General features: G+C 29.9%; 16 protein-coding genes. 5 read left to right on the forward strand and 11 right to left on the reverse strand.

Annotated features, from left to right (window positions below; genetic code table 11):
- Positions 1-2 precede the first annotated feature (2 nt).
- The 4 genes from purB to ELQ04_RS07200 are packed head-to-tail and all read right to left on the reverse strand — an operon-like array spanning position 3 to position 4,361.
- Positions 3-1,370, reverse strand: a complete 1,368-nt coding sequence (gene purB / locus ELQ04_RS07185; RefSeq protein WP_002892895.1) for an adenylosuccinate lyase — start codon at positions 1,368-1,370, stop codon at positions 3-5.
- 9 nt (positions 1,371-1,379) lie between these two features.
- Positions 1,380-2,543, reverse strand: a complete 1,164-nt coding sequence (locus ELQ04_RS07190; RefSeq protein ID WP_002871981.1) for a PLP-dependent aspartate aminotransferase family protein — start codon at positions 2,541-2,543, stop codon at positions 1,380-1,382.
- A gap of 12 nt (positions 2,544-2,555) precedes the next feature.
- A complete protein-coding gene (gene dcuC, locus ELQ04_RS07195) occupies positions 2,556-3,995 on the reverse strand; it encodes a C4-dicarboxylate transporter DcuC (RefSeq protein WP_002936348.1) in 1,440 nt (479 codons plus the stop codon).
- Between the two features lie 3 nt (positions 3,996-3,998).
- Positions 3,999-4,361 (reverse strand): RidA family protein, encoded by a 363-nt coding sequence (locus ELQ04_RS07200; RefSeq protein WP_002852401.1) that lies wholly within the window; start codon positions 4,359-4,361, stop codon positions 3,999-4,001.
- A gap of 167 nt (positions 4,362-4,528) precedes the next feature.
- Here ELQ04_RS07200 and ELQ04_RS07205 point away from each other — a divergent pair, with 167 nt between their 5' ends.
- On the forward strand, positions 4,529-5,185 hold the full coding sequence (locus ELQ04_RS07205) for a transcriptional regulator (RefSeq protein ID WP_002936346.1): 657 nt from the start codon (positions 4,529-4,531) through the stop codon (positions 5,183-5,185).
- Here the strand turns inward: ELQ04_RS07205 and ELQ04_RS07210 are convergent, their stop codons facing one another.
- A complete protein-coding gene (locus ELQ04_RS07210) occupies positions 5,186-5,656 on the reverse strand; it encodes a Cj1386 family hemin-binding protein (RefSeq protein ID WP_002862058.1) in 471 nt (156 codons plus the stop codon).
- Between the two features lie 56 nt (positions 5,657-5,712).
- A complete protein-coding gene (locus tag ELQ04_RS07215; protein ID WP_002936345.1) occupies positions 5,713-7,137 on the reverse strand; it encodes a catalase in 1,425 nt (474 codons plus the stop codon).
- Positions 7,138-7,307: 170 nt separating this feature from the next.
- On the opposite strand from ELQ04_RS07215, the gene ELQ04_RS07220 reads away from it, so the two are divergent.
- From ELQ04_RS07220 to fldA, 3 genes are read left to right on the forward strand one after another with little or no spacing between them, the layout of a single operon-like run.
- Positions 7,308-7,622: a DUF2325 domain-containing protein gene (locus tag ELQ04_RS07220; protein ID WP_002855637.1), complete on the forward strand. Its 315-nt coding sequence runs from the start codon at positions 7,308-7,310 to the stop codon at positions 7,620-7,622.
- A 2-nt stretch (positions 7,623-7,624) separates the two neighbouring features.
- Entirely contained in the window at positions 7,625-8,320 is a 696-nt protein-coding gene (locus ELQ04_RS07225) for a hypothetical protein (protein ID WP_002936344.1), read from the forward strand.
- Positions 8,320-8,811 (forward strand): flavodoxin FldA, encoded by a 492-nt coding sequence (gene fldA / locus ELQ04_RS07230; RefSeq protein WP_044777894.1) that lies wholly within the window; start codon positions 8,320-8,322, stop codon positions 8,809-8,811. The genes ELQ04_RS07225 and fldA overlap by 1 nt, the downstream gene beginning before the upstream one ends.
- 44 nt (positions 8,812-8,855) lie before the next feature.
- Here the strand turns inward: fldA and ELQ04_RS07235 are convergent, their stop codons facing one another.
- The 4 genes from ELQ04_RS07235 to selA are packed head-to-tail and all read right to left on the reverse strand — an operon-like array spanning position 8,856 to position 13,275.
- Positions 8,856-9,386, reverse strand: coding sequence for a hypothetical protein (locus tag ELQ04_RS07235; protein WP_002884155.1), 531 nt, complete (start codon positions 9,384-9,386; stop codon positions 8,856-8,858).
- Positions 9,387-9,391: 5 nt separating this feature from the next.
- Entirely contained in the window at positions 9,392-10,102 is a 711-nt protein-coding gene (locus tag ELQ04_RS07240; protein WP_002867291.1) for a DsbA family protein, read from the reverse strand.
- Between the two features lie 48 nt (positions 10,103-10,150).
- The gene (gene selB, locus ELQ04_RS07245; protein WP_044777891.1) at positions 10,151-11,956 is read right to left on the reverse strand and encodes a selenocysteine-specific translation elongation factor; all 1,806 of its coding nucleotides are present in this window, start codon (positions 11,954-11,956) and stop codon (positions 10,151-10,153) included.
- Positions 11,953-13,275: an L-seryl-tRNA(Sec) selenium transferase gene (gene selA, locus ELQ04_RS07250; protein WP_002893951.1), complete on the reverse strand. Its 1,323-nt coding sequence runs from the start codon at positions 13,273-13,275 to the stop codon at positions 11,953-11,955. Before selA ends, selB begins: the two co-directional genes overlap by 4 nt.
- A 77-nt stretch (positions 13,276-13,352) precedes the next feature.
- Between selA and ELQ04_RS07255 the strand changes: the two genes are divergently transcribed.
- The gene (locus ELQ04_RS07255) at positions 13,353-15,026 is read left to right on the forward strand and encodes a 4Fe-4S dicluster domain-containing protein (protein ID WP_002936342.1); all 1,674 of its coding nucleotides are present in this window, start codon (positions 13,353-13,355) and stop codon (positions 15,024-15,026) included.
- 2 nt (positions 15,027-15,028) lie between these two features.
- Here ELQ04_RS07255 and ELQ04_RS07260 read toward each other — a convergent pair whose 3' ends face one another.
- Positions 15,029-16,330 (reverse strand): MFS transporter, encoded by a 1,302-nt coding sequence (locus ELQ04_RS07260; RefSeq protein WP_044777888.1) that lies wholly within the window; start codon positions 16,328-16,330, stop codon positions 15,029-15,031.
- Positions 16,331-16,418 lie beyond the last annotated feature (88 nt).

Raw genomic sequence — 16,418 nt, forward strand, 5'->3', positions numbered from 1 at the left:
TCCTATTTTAAGATAGCGCTATTTTTGATTTTTGCTAAAAATTCATCTACAAGTTTTGGTGCATATCCTACATAGGTTGTTGCATCAAGTAAAGCATCAATTTCTTTTTCTTTCAATACCTTAGATACTCTTTTATCTGCAAGTAAAACTTCTTTAAAAGTTTTTTGTTTTTCTATACCTAGCATAGCATTTTCATAAACAATTTCATGGGCATGTTGTTTTCCATAATGATCGCTTAATGCAAACATAACACGCTCGGCTAAAACAAAACCATTAAGAGTATTTAAATTTTTAAGCATTTTATCTTTTTTTACTTCTAAATCACTAAGAGCGAATTTCATATTTGCTAAAACCACAGAAAGCATTAAAAACATTTCAGGTAAAAGCTTCCATTCCATTTTCCAAACTTGACCATCTCTTTCATGTTCATGTCTTTCAATATCGCTTAAAATGGCTAAATTTGCTTTAAAGGCATTGCTTACTGTAACCGCATTTTCGCTTACTGCAGGATTTCTTTTGTGTGGCATAGTGCTTGATCCTACTTGTCCTTTTCCAAAAGGTTCAGCAACTTCATCAATTTCATTATGCGAAAGGATTAAAATTTCATGAGCGATTTTGTTAAAGGTTGCGTTGATATTACCTAGTACAAAACCAAGCTCTATAAAGCGATCACGTGCGGGTTGCCAAGAAATATTAGGCACATCAAGTCCTAAATTTTCTAAAGTGAGTTTTTCTACTTCATTGCACTCATCACTTAAACTTGCTTTAGTTCCTACAGCACCTACTATACTACCTACATAAAGTCTTTTTTCAAGCTCAAGTATTCTTTCAAAATGACGCTCAAGTTCGCTTAACCAAATAGCCACTTTATGTCCAAAAGTAATAGGCAAAGCCTGAAGTGCTAAAGTTCTTCCCATCATAGCAGTGTTTTTATGGGTTTTAGCTAGTTTCGCTAAGGCTTTTGCGATAGCTTTTAATTCGCTTTTTACAAGAGTCATTGCTTCTTTAAATTGTAAAACCAGTCCTGTATCGATGATATCTTGAGTGGTTACTCCAAAATGTACATATTCGCCTAAATTATTATCGCAAGCTTTTTCTAATCCTCTTACAGTAGGAACTAAAGGGTGTTTAGTCTTTTTAAATTCAGCAAAGATAAAGTCCATATCCATAAATTTATAATGAGCTTTTTTTGCGATCTCATCAGCTGCTTTTTTAGGGATAATTTTAAGTTTTGCTTGTGCTTTTGCTAAAGCTGCTTCAACATCGAGCCATTTTTGTATGCGGTTTTGTTCGCAAAAAATAGCACGCATTTCCTGTGTGCTCCATGAGTCTGCTAGTAATCTATGATCAAATACGCTAATTCCTGTCATCTTATCTCCTTATTTTTTAATACTATCAAAAGCTTGTGTTAAATCAGCAATTAAATCTTTAGTATCTTCAAGACCTATATGAAATCTTACAAATGGTCCTCTTGCACTCCAATCTGTTGCAGTTCTAGGTGGAGTAGTTACGGTGGCTAAGCTTTCATATCCACCCCAGCTAGCACCAATTGAAAAGTATTCTAGTTTATCTACAAATTTAATAGCATCATCTTTGCTATAACCTTCTGCAAATTCTATGGTAATCATACCATTTGCACCTTTATGATCACGCATGAAAATTTCATGATTTGGGTGGGATTTGAGTTTTGGATAGAAAATTGTTTTAATTTCTTTTCTACTTTGTAAAAACTCTACAATTTCATCAGCACTTTTTTCATGGGCTTTCATTCTTACATCTAGTGTTCTCATACCACGAAGTACTAAGTAAGCATCATCAGGACTTGTTGTAAAGCCTAAAGCTTCTGGAAGTTTGTCAAAATTTTTCCATTCTTTTTCGTTGATTACTACTATACCCATGGTTACATCAGAGTGTCCGCTAAGATATTTTGTAGCGGCGATAACTGAAATATCCACTCCAAGTTCTAAAGGATTTAGAAAATATCCACTAGAATAAGTATTGTCAATAGCTACAGGGATATTATGCGCATGGGCAATTTTGCAAAGTTTTGGTAAATCTATGATTTCATAAAGTATAGAACCTGGACTTTCACATAAGATAAGCTTGGTATTAGGTTTGATTTTTTCTTCTACATCACTTGCATCAGCTTTTAAAAAATCAATTTCAACTCCCATTTTGTCTAAAAATAATTCGCAAATCGTTCTTACAGGCCCATAAATTGCATCGGTGATTAAAAAATGTGCATCTTTGCTTGCATAGTTTAAAAGCACCATAGCTAATGCTGCAAGTCCTGTTGGGAAAAGTTGTGCTCTATAACCACCCTCTAGAGTGCAAATAAGTTTTTCAAGTTCAAAATTGGTTGTTGTTCCTCTAGCTCCATAACTTAAAACACGATCTGTTTTTCTTAATTCTCTGTATTTTTGCCAAGTTGCGTGATCTTTAAAAAGTATGGTTGATGCACGCATAAGTGTAGGATTAACTGATCTTACTTCAGCGCCTTGATCGCCTCTGCCACAATGAATAAGTTTAGTTTTTGAGTTCATTTTTTCTCCTTTTTAAAGATAGATATAAGTCATAATAACATTTACAATAGCCGCTACAAGCATAGGAATAGCTGTTCTTTTAACCACGGCAAAAGGACTTACTTTTGTAATAGCTGAGATAGCTAAAATCGCTGGTGCAATAGGACTAACACATCTTCCAAAGCCTGTCATAATTTGAATTGGTGCTATTATGGTGATAGTTTCAACTCCAAAGTGTTTTGCTATATTTGGGATAAGTGGAGCAAAGCTAAAAAATGCCGCATTTCCTGAACCCATTAAGAAAGCACAAACCGCAAGCAAGATTGAAACGGCGATAATAATAGCCAAAACTCCAAATCCTGCATTTTTGCAAAATTCTATTAAAGTATCTACAAAACCTACAGATAAAAGACCACTTGCAAATACTTGACCACAAACGATGAGTGAAACTGTGATAACAAATAAATGTCCCATTCCTTTAAAGAAAATCATAATAGAATTAAGAGTTTCTACTATACTTTTATAGCGTATCATTTCAAAAATAATAGCCACAAAAGTTGAAATCACCATTGCTACTGGAACATTCATTTTAATTGCAGTGCTAGCAGCTGCTTTAACTTCTTCAGCACTACTTATTCCCATTAAAACCAAGATTCTATCAAGTACGGAACTAAATCCTAGGATTAAAACTAAAGGAATTATAGGTAAAATCGCATAAATTCTAGGAGGCTTTTTAAGTTCTTTTTCTTTACCTTCATTTTCATTTAGTTCTTTTTCAATTTCTTGTGCATTGAAGACAAAATTATCTTTTTTGTCAAAAAATTTATTGCAAAGATATATTGCAATACCTACAGCTATAATGATAGGCAAGGTTGTAGGGAGTTGATAATGTACAAAATAAATTGCAGGATCAACTTCGGCTACTTTTGACGCCATGATCACATTTCCACTTCCAGGTCCATGATCGATATATTGACAAATAGCAATCACGCTTAAGGCAGAAAGTTTTGAAACACCAGAGCGTACAAGTATAGGATACATAGTAACCATAAGTAAAAGTGCCAAGCCTGCGTGAGAAGGGATGAAAAGAACTAAAAATTGCACAATAAAATAAGCAACTATGAGTAAAACATAAGGAGATTTTACGGCTTTTAAAGGTTTTTCAAAAACTTTAAAAAGTGCATAAGAAGCCCCTACATGATCCATATAAGCAGAAAAACCTGCTATAGTCATAAGTGTAAGTCCAAGCCCTGCTAATGTACTTGACATGGTTTGATTGAAAACTTGAAAAATATCAAAAAAACCTAAATTTAAAGAACCTTTAGCGACAATGTGTGGAGAAAGTCCAAAAATAGCAGCTAAGGAAAGTAAAAGTAAACCACTTAAAAGCAATGCCATGTGAGCATTGATTTTTTTATAAAGCATAAAAACAAGTAAAAAAACACTAAATAAAGAAAAAACAATACCTAGCATGTTTTATCCTTTTTGAGCGATGATCTCTATCTCTACTTTAGCTTTTTTTGGCAGATCTTTTACTGCAAAAGCACTTCTTGCTGGATAAGGAGCTTTAAAAAATTCAGCATAAATTTCATTAAATGCTACAAAATCATTAATATCAGCTAAAAAGCAAGTGGTTTTAATCACTTTATCATAACTGATACCATTTTCTTCTAAGATAGCACCGATATTTTTTAAAGATTGTTTGGTTTGTTCTTTGATATCAGAGCTTTCTATTTCTCCTGAAGCAGGGTTGATAGGAAGTTGTCCTGATATAAATAAAAGTCCATTTACTTCCCTATAAGCTGAGTATGGACCAATGGCCTTTGGATAGTTTGACATGAATTCTCCTTTGTTAAATATAGCTTAAACAGAATGCATTTTATCACTACAATAATAATTTGTCAATAGTTTATTATCATAATAATAAAATTTTATTTTTAAGAAATGTTTTAAAGTATAAAGAGTAGAATTTAATATTATATTAATTTTTTATTGAAGGCAGTTTTATGGATGAGGGACAAAAACAACAATTTATAAAGTTGACATATTTTTTAGGAGAAGTTTTAGGTGAGCAATATGAGATAGTTTTTCATGTAATTACTGAAGATGGGGCTTATATTGCGGCAATTGCTAACAATCACATTAGTGGGAGAAGTTTAGATTCTCCCTTGACTGCTTTTGCAAGTGAGCTTATGCAAAATAAAAAATATTTAGAAAAAGATTTTTTATGTGATTATAAGGCTCTTGTTGGAAAATCAAAATTAATTAGAGGATCTACTTTTTTTATTAAAAATCATGATAAATTAGTAGGTATTTTATGTATCAATCATGATACTAGCATTATGAGAGATTTAATATGTAAGATGATTGATTTAGAAAAAATTGGAGATATGGGTGATATTTTAGGAAATATTAGTTTTTCTCAAAATGATTCAAACATAGAAACATTAAGTCACTCGATAGAGGATATTTTAGTTCAAAGTGTAGATTCTAGTTATTTAAATTCTGATTATCAATTAAGCATTACTCAAAAAGAAGAAATTGCTGAAAAGCTATATGAAAAAGGTATTTTTAACATAAAAGGAGCAGTTCCTATCGTAGCAAAATTTTTAAAAATTTCAGAACCTAGTGTTTATAGGTATCTGAAGAAATTTAAAAAATAACTAAAATTTTTTGATAAATTTTAGTATTTTTAGGCTCATTTTCTTTAAAAAATTATTTTTAGATTTTTTGAGTAAAAATTCTGCCACATCTTTGCGTCCAAACATAATAGCAAAAGTATAAGGTGTCATTCCTAAACCATTGTTTTCATCAATATTTGCTCCATATTTAACTAAAAGTTCACACATAGGTAAGTATCCTTTAAAACAAACTCCCGCTAATGGGGTTTGTCCACGATCGTTTTTTTCATCTACTTTTGCACCTTTTTCTAAAAGCATTTTAGCGCTTTCATAAGAATTATTATAAGCTGCAAGCATAAGCAAACTATCGCCTTTATGAGTTTTTAAATTTACATTTAAACCTGCTTCTATCATGATTTTAAGATTTTCACATTCATTATTTCTTGCAAAATTAAAAGCCATTTTGCAAAGCTCTTCAAATCTTTTTTCTTCTTCTAAACTAAGAGTTGTCATTGTTTTTCCTTAATTATTATAATCTTTAGTTTGCCACCAAAAGTGGCAAGTAAAAATTATTTTTCTAAAGCTTTTTTAATTCCTTTTGCATAATCAGGTGAAATTTTTTCAAAATGTTCTAAAGCTCTAGTGATAATTTTTTCATCAACTCCCTCCATAGAAGCGGCAATATTATGAAAAAGTTGAGTTTTTTGATCATCATTCATAAGATTAAATAAAGCTCTTGGTTGAGTATAAAAGTCATTATCTAGTGGAGCATATCTTTGTGCTACGCCTTCTAAGACTAAATCAGGTTCAAGATAGCTTTTGTCTTCTTTTGGGCTATTATCATAGCTGTTTGGTTCATAATAAGCTGCATCGTTTTTATAACTATCAAAATTCATAGCACCAGCGACATTGTAAGTATTCACTTCGCTTTTTGCACGATTTACGGGCAAAAGATGATAATTAGTTCCTATTCTATATCTTTGTGCATCAGGATATGAAAAAATTCTAGCTTGCAACATTTTATCAGGGCTAAAGCCAATTCCAGGAACGATATTGCTTGGACTAAAGGCAGCTTGTTCAACTTCATTAAAATAATTTTGAGGATTTTTGTTTAGAATCATTTCGCCTATATCCATCAAAGGTACAAGACTATGAGGCCAAATTTTTGTTAAATCAAAAGGATTAAATCCAAGCTTTTCTATATCTTTTTCAGCAAGAATTTGAACTTGAACTTTCCATTTTGGAAAATCTTTATTTTCTATAGCATTATAGAGATCTCTTTGATGACTTTCCCTATCCTTTGCTATAAGCTCTGCAGCTTCTTGGTTGGTAAGATTTTTAATCCCTTGTTGGGTTTTAAAATGGAATTTCACCCAAAATCTTTCATTTTTATCATTAATAAAACTATAAGTATGGCTTCCAAATCCATGCATATGACGATAACTTGCAGGAATTCCTCTATCACTCATAAGAATGGTTACTTGATGTAAGCTTTCAGGACATAAACTCCAAAAATCCCAAGCAGCATTATTACTTCTTAGATGAGTTCTTGGATCTCTTTTTTGAGTATGGATGAAATCAGGAAATTTATACGCATCACGGATAAAAAAAGTTGGAGTATTATTTCCTACTAAATCCCAGTTTCCTTCTTTGGTGTAAAATTTAATAGCAAAACCTCTCACATCGCGTTCAGCATCTGCTGCACCTGCTTCACCTGCTACTGTTGAAAAGCGTAAAAATAATGGAGTAACTTCGCCTTTTTGAAAAATTTTAGCTTTGGTATAAGCACTTAAGTCTGCTGTAATTTTTATTTCGCCATAAGCTCCACTTCCCTTAGCATGAACGGTTCTTTCTGGAATTCTTTCTCTATTTTGATGAGCAAGTTTTTCAAGCAAAAGATAATCTTGCATAAGTAAAGGTCCTTTTGCGCCTGCGCTTAATGAATTTTGGTTATCGGCTATAATGTTTCCAAAATCGTTAGTCAATTTTTTCATTGTTTTCTCCTAAATAATAAATTTTATTAATTAGTAAATTATATCTATTAAAAATTAAAATTAACTGAATAATTGCATTTTATTGATAATAAATTTCAAAATAAATTTAGTTTTTTTATATTATAATAATAATTATCAAAATATATTTTAAAAATCACAAAGGAGAATTTATGTCAGTTTTGGTTATTGGTGCAGATGAAATCACTCCTATTAGAGCTGTTTTACATGATTTAGGTGCTAAAAAAATAGAACACTGGGATGCGCGTAATGAAAATAGAGTTAATCGTAAGCCGATTCCTTGTGATACAGAATGTATAGTAATGTTAACAAGCTTTTTAAATCATAATACTATGAAAAAAATCAAAAATGAAGCTAAAAAGCGCAAAATTCCATTAGTTTGTGCAAAAAGAAGTGTAAGTTGTGTGTATTGTGAATATTGTAAAATTTTTAATCTTAATAAAGAATTTTCTTGCTATAAAGGTTAAAGATGTTATTTGGATTTGATGATAAGCAAGAATTTATACCGCAAATTTATCGCTATTTAAACAATCAAGAGCTTATGTTGACTTTTTTAACTCAATATAATGCGAGCGTTGATAGCGCTCTAAAAATTCCTCTTTTATATGCAAAAAATACCAAGAGTTTAAAAATGATATTTGGAAATTTTTTACATGATATAATGCATGTTTCATTTGGTAAGATTCAAAATATAAATATCAAGCTTAATGCATGCGCTTTTTACTTTCAAAAAAGAAAAAGCTTGATTTTTAATACTAAAATATCTAAGAATGTCGATCTTTTAAGACTTTTAAGAATTTATCTTTATGGCATTTGTTTTGATGCGCAAATTTTATTTAGCTCCTATGTTTATGATAAGGTTTCTTTTCAAAATAATGGAAAAAATATAGATCAAGATGGTGATCTTATTATAATAGATAAGAAATTTGCAATTTTGCCACTTTGCAAAGAGATTAATACACATAATTTAGAAATTGAAAATGAAATTTATGAATTATTGAATTTAATAAAAGAAAACAATTTTGAAAAATTTTATATTGTTTGTCCGCGTAACAAAAATTTCACACATTTTATTGAAATAAAACATTTTTTGTGTGATTTAAACAAAACTATGTTAAAATTAGTTCCGTATAAAATATCAAATCAAATTATAAGGAGAAAATAATGTCAGTAGCAGTAATCTATGGTAGTGCTATGGGAAATACAGAAGGAGCGGCTAATACAATTGCTTCAAAACTTGGAATTAGTGATGTTTTTAATATCTCAGATATTGATGCAGCTAAAATGAATTCTTACGATAAATTAATTTGTGGAACTTCAACTTGGGGAAGTGGTGATTTACAAGATGATTGGGATGGTTTTGATTTTTCAGGGCTTAGTCTTGGTGGAAAAACTGTAGCTGTATTTGGTATGGGTGATAGTGAAAGTTATTCTGACACTTTTTGTGGCGGCATGGGTAAATTAGCTCAAAATTTAAAAGATGCAGGTGCAAATTTGGTAGGAGAAGTTTCAACTGATGGTTATACATTTGAAGCAAGCGATGCGGTTGTAGATGGTAAATTTGTTGGACTTGCTCTTGACAATGATAATCAAGAAGATCAAACTGAATCAAGAATTGATGTTTGGGTAGAACAAATTAAACCTTATTTTGCTTAATAATTCTTAAAATCAAGAGTTTTTATACTCTTGATTGTCTTTTCTTAAAAATAAAAAAAACTCACTATTTGATTTATAATTTTATTTTCTAAAGATAATTGACAGCGTTCTTTATTTCCAAGATAAGCTGTTCTTGCAAGAAGACTTGTTTTTTGAGAATTGTGATTTTTAGAGTTGATTTGTAAATTAACCTGCATAGTATAGTAGTTTTCCACCATCCATTCTCCATCACTTTCCAAAGGATCAAAATCATAAAAAAATCTTGCTGAAGTTGTGATTTTTTGAGCATAAGAATGCTTTTTCATATCTACAAGATTGATTAAAATTTCATAATCTGCATTCTCTTTTACTTCTTTTAAGCCTAAATTTTTAAGTTTTAAAGCCAAATCTCTATCCAAAGTAGTTCGAAGTTGGCTAGGATTTTGAAAGGAAATTTTAAAACTTTGTTGTTTTTGTGATCTGATAAAAATGCCTTCATTGCTTGTTTGAATAAAGCTTTGTATGAAAGTTGCATTGGTGCAAGCACTCATAAAGAGTGCTATAAAAAAGCTTAAAATTAAAGCAAATTTAGACATTAGGTTTATTTAATAATAGTTGGAGTAGCGCTAAGACCTAATGAGCGATATTTTTCATATAAGGAAAAAACTTCTTTTAATTCTGCATCACTTACTTTTGGATAATTTTTGATATTTGCATCATAGTATTTGTTTAAAATTGCGATTTTTTCTTTATCATTTTTTGCTTTTTTTGCTTCTTTGTAGATTAGAGCGGATTTTTCAAAAGCAGATTTTCCATGTACTGGAGTTAAAATATAATTAACTTGATAGTTTTTAAGTTCATTATCAATTTGAGCTAAATGTTCTCTACAATAAGGGCATTCAGGATCTGAAAAAACATAAATTGCAGGTTTATTTTTATCTCCCAAAGCTATTACCATGGTTTCTTTTTGTGCTACAGCTTTAGCATTTTTTGTAAAATTTTCTCTTGCTTCTTGAAATTTTTTCATTTCATATTCTTGAGCATAAGAAATTCCCGTTTTCAAGTCGATAAGATCAGGTGTAATAAGACTATCTTTTGTAAAAAGAATGTTTTCTTGTTTTTGTCCATTTAATTCAACGCTTACAATAACACTTTCAAAACCCGTATTACCAACCTTTTGACGATTTGATACACTAACGGTAGCATTTGGAAATTGTGCTTTAATGCTTTTTGAATAAAAATCACTAATTTCTGAATTACTTGCAGCAAACAAAGATGCTGAACAGGCAAGAATTAAACTTAATTTTTTCATAGTTTATAAATCCTTTAAATAAATTATGTTTAATTCTATAATGATTTTCTAAATGTTTGTTAAAAATCTTTTTTCAGCTTCTTTACTTACTTGAGGAAATTTGTCTAAGTATTCTAAATAAGCAATAGCATATTTTCTTGAAAGATTAAAATATTCTTTCATGCTTTGCACATCAAGACTTTGATTTTTTAATAAATTTAAACATTCTTGCATAAGTTTTTCAAGAGCTTGTTTTTCTATAAAAAGATTGTGTGAAAGTCTTACAATCAAGCCTTTTTGGGTAAGTTTTTTGAGTATATTATCTCCGCTTTTTCTATCAAGTTCTAAAAAATCATAAAGATTATAAGGAGCTTCGGGTTTAATACCTTGTTTTTTTAAAATTTCATATAATTGATTATTATTTTTTTCTTGAAGTTTTTCAAAATCTATGCCTTTTTTAAAATAAATTCCATTTTGAAAATCCAATAAATTTGACATTTCTTTAAGTCCGAGTTCGCAAAAATTTTCACTTGCCCAAGTAATCCTTAAAGCTAAAGAATGTGCTGAAAGCATGGCATAAGGATTTTTTTCAAGTATGAATTTGATGAAATTTTTAATTTCTTCTAGACTTTGTAAATGATATACATTAAGATTTTTTTCATCGACAAATACTTGATTTAATTCTTTTGCTAATTTCAATGCTTTTTGATGAGAGAGTTTAAATCTTTGATAGCTTGAAAGCAAACCAAAGCCGTATTTATGTGCGTCTTTTAAGAAAGAAAAAGCTGCTTTAAAATCTTTATTTTTCAAAAACATTAAAAATTTATTTTTTTGTTCTTTTTTTAAAGGTTCGCTTAAAGGATTTAAAACCTTACCACCACCTATAACACGATTGTTTTGTAATAAAATAAAAGCCTCATCAAAACTTAAAAATACATTTTTATCAAAACTAAAATGCACAAAAAATTCATCATTTTCTAGTTTTTTTAATATATTTATTTTGCATTCTATTTGTCTTGAACCCACGCAAAAAATCATTTTGCTATTTTGTAAATTTTTTGCTTTAACTAAAGCATCGCATTCTTTAAAGGCTTTAAAATAACCTTTTTTACTTAGCAAATAACCTTTTTTTAACTCTTTATAATCACAATTTAAACTTAAAGCCACACGGTTACAAGCTTTGATTTGCTCTAAATTAGTATCGTGATTTTGTATATTTTTAACAATGAGTTCTTTTTGGGTGTCTAAACAGATGATTTTTTCATTTAAAGTGATACTTCCTTCATTCAGACTGCCTGTAACGACAGTTCCTATGCCTTTTAGAGAAAAAACTCTATCGATATAATAATGAAAAATCAGTTCTTCATCGTTTTCTTTGTTTTCTATGGTATAAAGATAATTTTTTAATTCTTCTATGCCTTGATTATTTTTTATACTGGTGTGAAATACTTTTAAAATGGGATAATCTAAATTTTTTAACTCTTCTAAAATTTCTACACTTTTTTGCTCTATATTTTCACAAAGATCGCATTTGCTAAGCACTAAAATGATATTTTTAATATCAAGAATTTTTAAAATTTCTAAATGTTCTAAACTTTGTTCTTTTAAACCTTCGTTAATATCTACGACAAATAAACAAACACTAAAGCCAAAAGCTCCACTTACCATAGTTTTAACCAAGTCTTTATGTCCTGGAACATCGATAAAAGAAATGTTTTTATCTTTTAATTTAAGATTTGAAAAACTTAAATTAATGGTGATTTGTCTTTCTTGTTCTTCTTTTAAACTATCGCCTTCAAAACCATTTAAAGCTTTAATGAGTGAAGTTTTTCCATGATCAATATGCCCTGCAGTTCCTATAATAACAGACTTCATAAGTTTTCCATTTGATTGATTGTAAGAATAAGTTTTTGAAGTTCATTTTCTCGTATAGTTCTAAAATCAAGAACAAATTCATCATTTTCAATGCGTCCTACGATATTTTCTTTTCTAAATCGAGTTTGTAGTTTTAAAGCATCTCCTTGAAAAGTTAGTATATAAGTATCTAAACTTTTATCAGGCATAGAACCTCCACCTACTAAACTTTTACTTTTTTTAAGTTGAGTTTGAAATTTTAATTCTTTTTGCACTCTTAAAGCTTTTTCCTCTATAAAGGATAAATCATCATTTAAAAGTTTTAAGGTAATAATTTTTTCATAATCTTTTTGTAAATAAGCTTTTAAGCTTTCATTTAAAAAAGATAAAGTTAATTTATCCACTCTTAGCATTCTTAAAAGTTGATTTTGTTTAAGCTTTTCTATGAGTTCTTTTTTTCCAAGTATAATGCCTGCTTGCACGCTACCAAAAAGTTTATCTCCACTAAAACTTAAAATATCACATTCTTGCACGAGTTTTTTGATTTTAGGTTCATTCTTAATCAGTTTTTTGTTTAAATTTTCACACCAGCCAGAACCTAGATCATAATAACTCAAAAGCCCTTTTTCTTTTGCTAGTTCATGTAGATCTTTTATATTTACTTCACTGTGAAAACCCATAAGAGCGAAATTAGACTTGTGGGTTTTTAAAATTAGAGCGGTATTTTCACTGATAGCTTGTTCATAGTCTTTTAAGTGTGTTTTGTTGCTAGTTCCAACTTCGCAAAGCTTTACACCTGCAGCTTTTATTACTTCAGGCACGCGAAAACTGCCACCAATTTCTACAAGTTCTCCTCTTGAGCTTATGACTTCTTTATCATAACAAAGAGAATTAAGTACTAAAAAAACTGCCGCAGCGTTGTTATTGACCACTAAAGCATCTTCACATTCAAAAAGCATTTTAAGTTTTTCTAGTACCAAAGCATAGCGAGATCCTCTTTTTCCATTTTCTAAATCAAACTCTACATTAGAATAATTACAAATGATATCTTTACACGCTTCATAAAGTTCTTCATGGATTACACTTCTGCCAAGGTTTGTGTGTATAACCACTCCGCTTGCATTAATCACACTTTGTAAATCTTTGCGGTAAAAAGTTTTGATTTCTTTTTTGATTTCTAAAAGTAGTTTATCTTTAGAAATTTCATCTTGGGAAAAATTTTCTTTTAGTTTTGCGACAACTTTTTTACAAAAAAATGCTTTGATATAAAAAGGATAGGATTTTAAACTCTCATCTTCAATAAGAGTGTTAATCTGTGGAAAAGTTCTAAATTTGTTCATCTTAAGCCTTAAGAAAATATTTGGTTATTTTAACATAGAATTTATAAAATGATGTTTTAAAGAGATTAAGGAAGACAATGCAAGATTTTGTTTATATAAAAAATGATGTTTTGATCCCTTTGCCCGATGCTATTGAAATTTTAGATCAGGTAAATGATAAAGAAGCATTAGTTTGCAATGATAAAAATCAAAAAGCACAAATTTATGCCCCTGAGATTAATTTTTATCTTAAAAATTCTCAAGATGAAATTTTAGAGCAAAGTAAAAATGTTTTAACGCTTTATGAAGCAAGAGCTAGTGTTTATGATTTAGGGCTTGATTTAGAACAAAGCAAAGAAGTGCAAAATCGTTTGATTTTAGTAGATAGCGATACTCAAACCGTAGAGTTTTTAAAAGAACATGGATTTAAGGTTATTGCTTTAAGCAGTGTAGAAATTTTAGCTGTTTTTGGAAGTGTAGGGGAGCTTTGTGCTGTGGTTAAAAATCAAGGCGAAGAAGTGGAAATAGATTTTGATTTTTTACTTTTTAAAGCTGAGGATTTAAGCGTTGTGCGTAAAGATTTTACAAGACAAAGTGGATGTTATAATCTTTTAAATTTTGAAAATCTTGAAGTATTGCTTGAGTTTTTACAAAGCAAAAGTCCAAAATATCATTATAAAACTTATATTAGCTATAATGCTAGCGTGTGCCAATACCACGAAAGACGCAGTGAGCATTGTGCAAAATGTGCTGAAATTTGTCCTACTGTGGCGATTTTAAAAGATGATGAAAACAAACATTTGGAATTTTCTCAAGTGGATTGTTTGGGTTGTGGAGGATGTATTAGTGTGTGTCCTAGCGGATCGCTTGATTATGCTCCTATGCCAAGAGAAAGTTTTTTTATCCTTTGTGAGTTTTATAAAGATAAAAAAATTTTAATCATTCCTAAAAAAATGTCTTTAGAAAATTTAAATCTTGCTTTACCAAAAGATGTTTTACCCTTTATGATAGAGGGTGAAAAATGGCTTTCTTCTGTGCATTTTTTAGCGCTTTTGCAAAATAGTGGAGCAAATTTAGTTTTTTATACGGATTTTGTATCTCGTGGTAGCAATGAAGCCATTACACTTTTAAATACTTTTTTTGAAAGAAAATTTCAAAAAAAAGCTATTTTTGTTGCTAAAGATGAAAAAGAATTGCAAAATGTTTTAAAAGAGCAAGAATTCATACAAGATTTAAAATATGATTTTCATAACAACACCTTAACTACAAGAGAAAATTTTGCCAAAAGAATGCAAGAAATGATAAAAAGTGAAGATTTTGGCAGTATAGAAAGTGGTGAATGGTTGCGTTATGGTAAGGTAGAAATTAATCCTAACACCTGTACGCTTTGTCTTTCTTGCGTGGGTGCTTGTAATGTAGGAGCTTTAATCGCTGATAAACAAGAAAATGCTTTGAAATTTAATGCTTCTCTTTGTACGACTTGTGGGTATTGTGAGTTAAGTTGTGCTGAAAAAGATACTTTAAAATTATTTCGTAGTGGAATGGAGTTTAGAGCTTCTTATTTTGAATATCAAACCATGGCAAAAGATGAGCTTTTTGCCTGTATAGAATGTGGTAAAGAATTTGCCACCAAAAAAGCTGTAGAAAAAATAGCCAATTTAATGAAGCCTAAATTTGGTAATGATGAAAATAAAATCAAAACACTTTATTGCTGTGCAGATTGCAAGGCAAAAGTGATGATAAAAGCAATGGGTTTTACGGGGCAAAATTAGATTTAGATCTTAATTTTGCCTTCTAATTCTTCTTTATTTGTAAGTTTGCTATCAAATTTAACAACAAGATTTTTAGAGTTTTTATAAATATCTACAACTCCTAAATTTTCGCTAAAAGTACTGAAATTTAAAGGTGTTTCTAAAGGTAGATAAAGGTTTTTAAAATCAGCTGGATTTTTTAAGAAAAATAATGCTACAAGCCAAATTAGAGCTAAAATTACTAAAATAATAGCCAAAAGATTTAAGGCATCTAGATGCAAAAATATCCCCCCGATAATACCACCTGTAAAACTTCCGCCATATCCAAAAGCATTAAACAGTCCTAATGCTGCGCCTTTTTCATGAACTTTACAAAATTTTGATGCACAACTTTGCATAATAGGCTCGTGTAAATTAAAACCTATAAAAAAAATCACAACTGCTATGATAAAAAAATCTATAGAATTACTAAAAGTAAAAAAAAGATAAGAAAGTATGAAAAAAACAATTCCTAAGAGTAAAATTTGTTTAGCTAAACCTCTTTTTTCGCCTAAACTTCCAGCAAAGCCCATGGCGATAAAACCTGCCACCATAGAAGTGCTATAAACAATCCAAAGTTTATCAGAAGCAAAGCCTAAATGTTTTACCAGAATGATAGGAATGCTTAAAAATGCTATACTCATAAGCATTTTTTGCATGAAATTAGTAAGATTCATAAGGGCTAAATTTTTTTGTTTAATAAGATGAAAAAAAGGAGTTTTTTCATTTTCATGAGTGATTTTGTTTTCTTTAGGTACAACAGTATAAAGTAAAATTATACATAAAAGAGACAAAGCTGCGCTAAGATCAAAAAGGCTGGATAAACCCCATTTTGCACTCATTAAAGGAGAGATCACCATAGAAGCTGCAAAACTAAGTCCTATAAAAGAACCCATTACCGCCATGGCTTTACCACGATTTTCTTCTGTGATAAAATCGCTTATCATAGCCGTAGCTACTGCTCCAATAGCTCCTGCGCCTTGAAGCATTCTTCCTAAAAGCATGGTGTAAATATTTTCTGCAAAAGAGCAGATTAAAGAGCCTATTATAAAAATAATCAGTCCAATGAGCATGGTTTTTTTACGACCAATTTTATCACTTAAAATTCCAAAAGGCATCTGTAAAATCATTTGAGTTAAGGCATAAACACCTACTAAAAGTCCGACTAAAAATTCATTAGCACCTTCAAGTTTTAAAGCATAAAGACTTAAAACTGGCAAAACTATAAAAAGCCCAAAAAATCTTGTTCCAACTATGAAAGATAAGGGTAAGACATTATTTAGCATTATCAATTTCCTATTAAATTTGAAATTTAAATTAGGATAATTTTACTATGAAATGGATTAAGCATTGATTAACATCGTTTTATCATTT

This window comes from Campylobacter sp. CH278, assembly GCF_004378845.1.
GTDB lineage: Bacteria > Campylobacterota > Campylobacteria > Campylobacterales > Campylobacteraceae > Campylobacter_D > Campylobacter_D jejuni.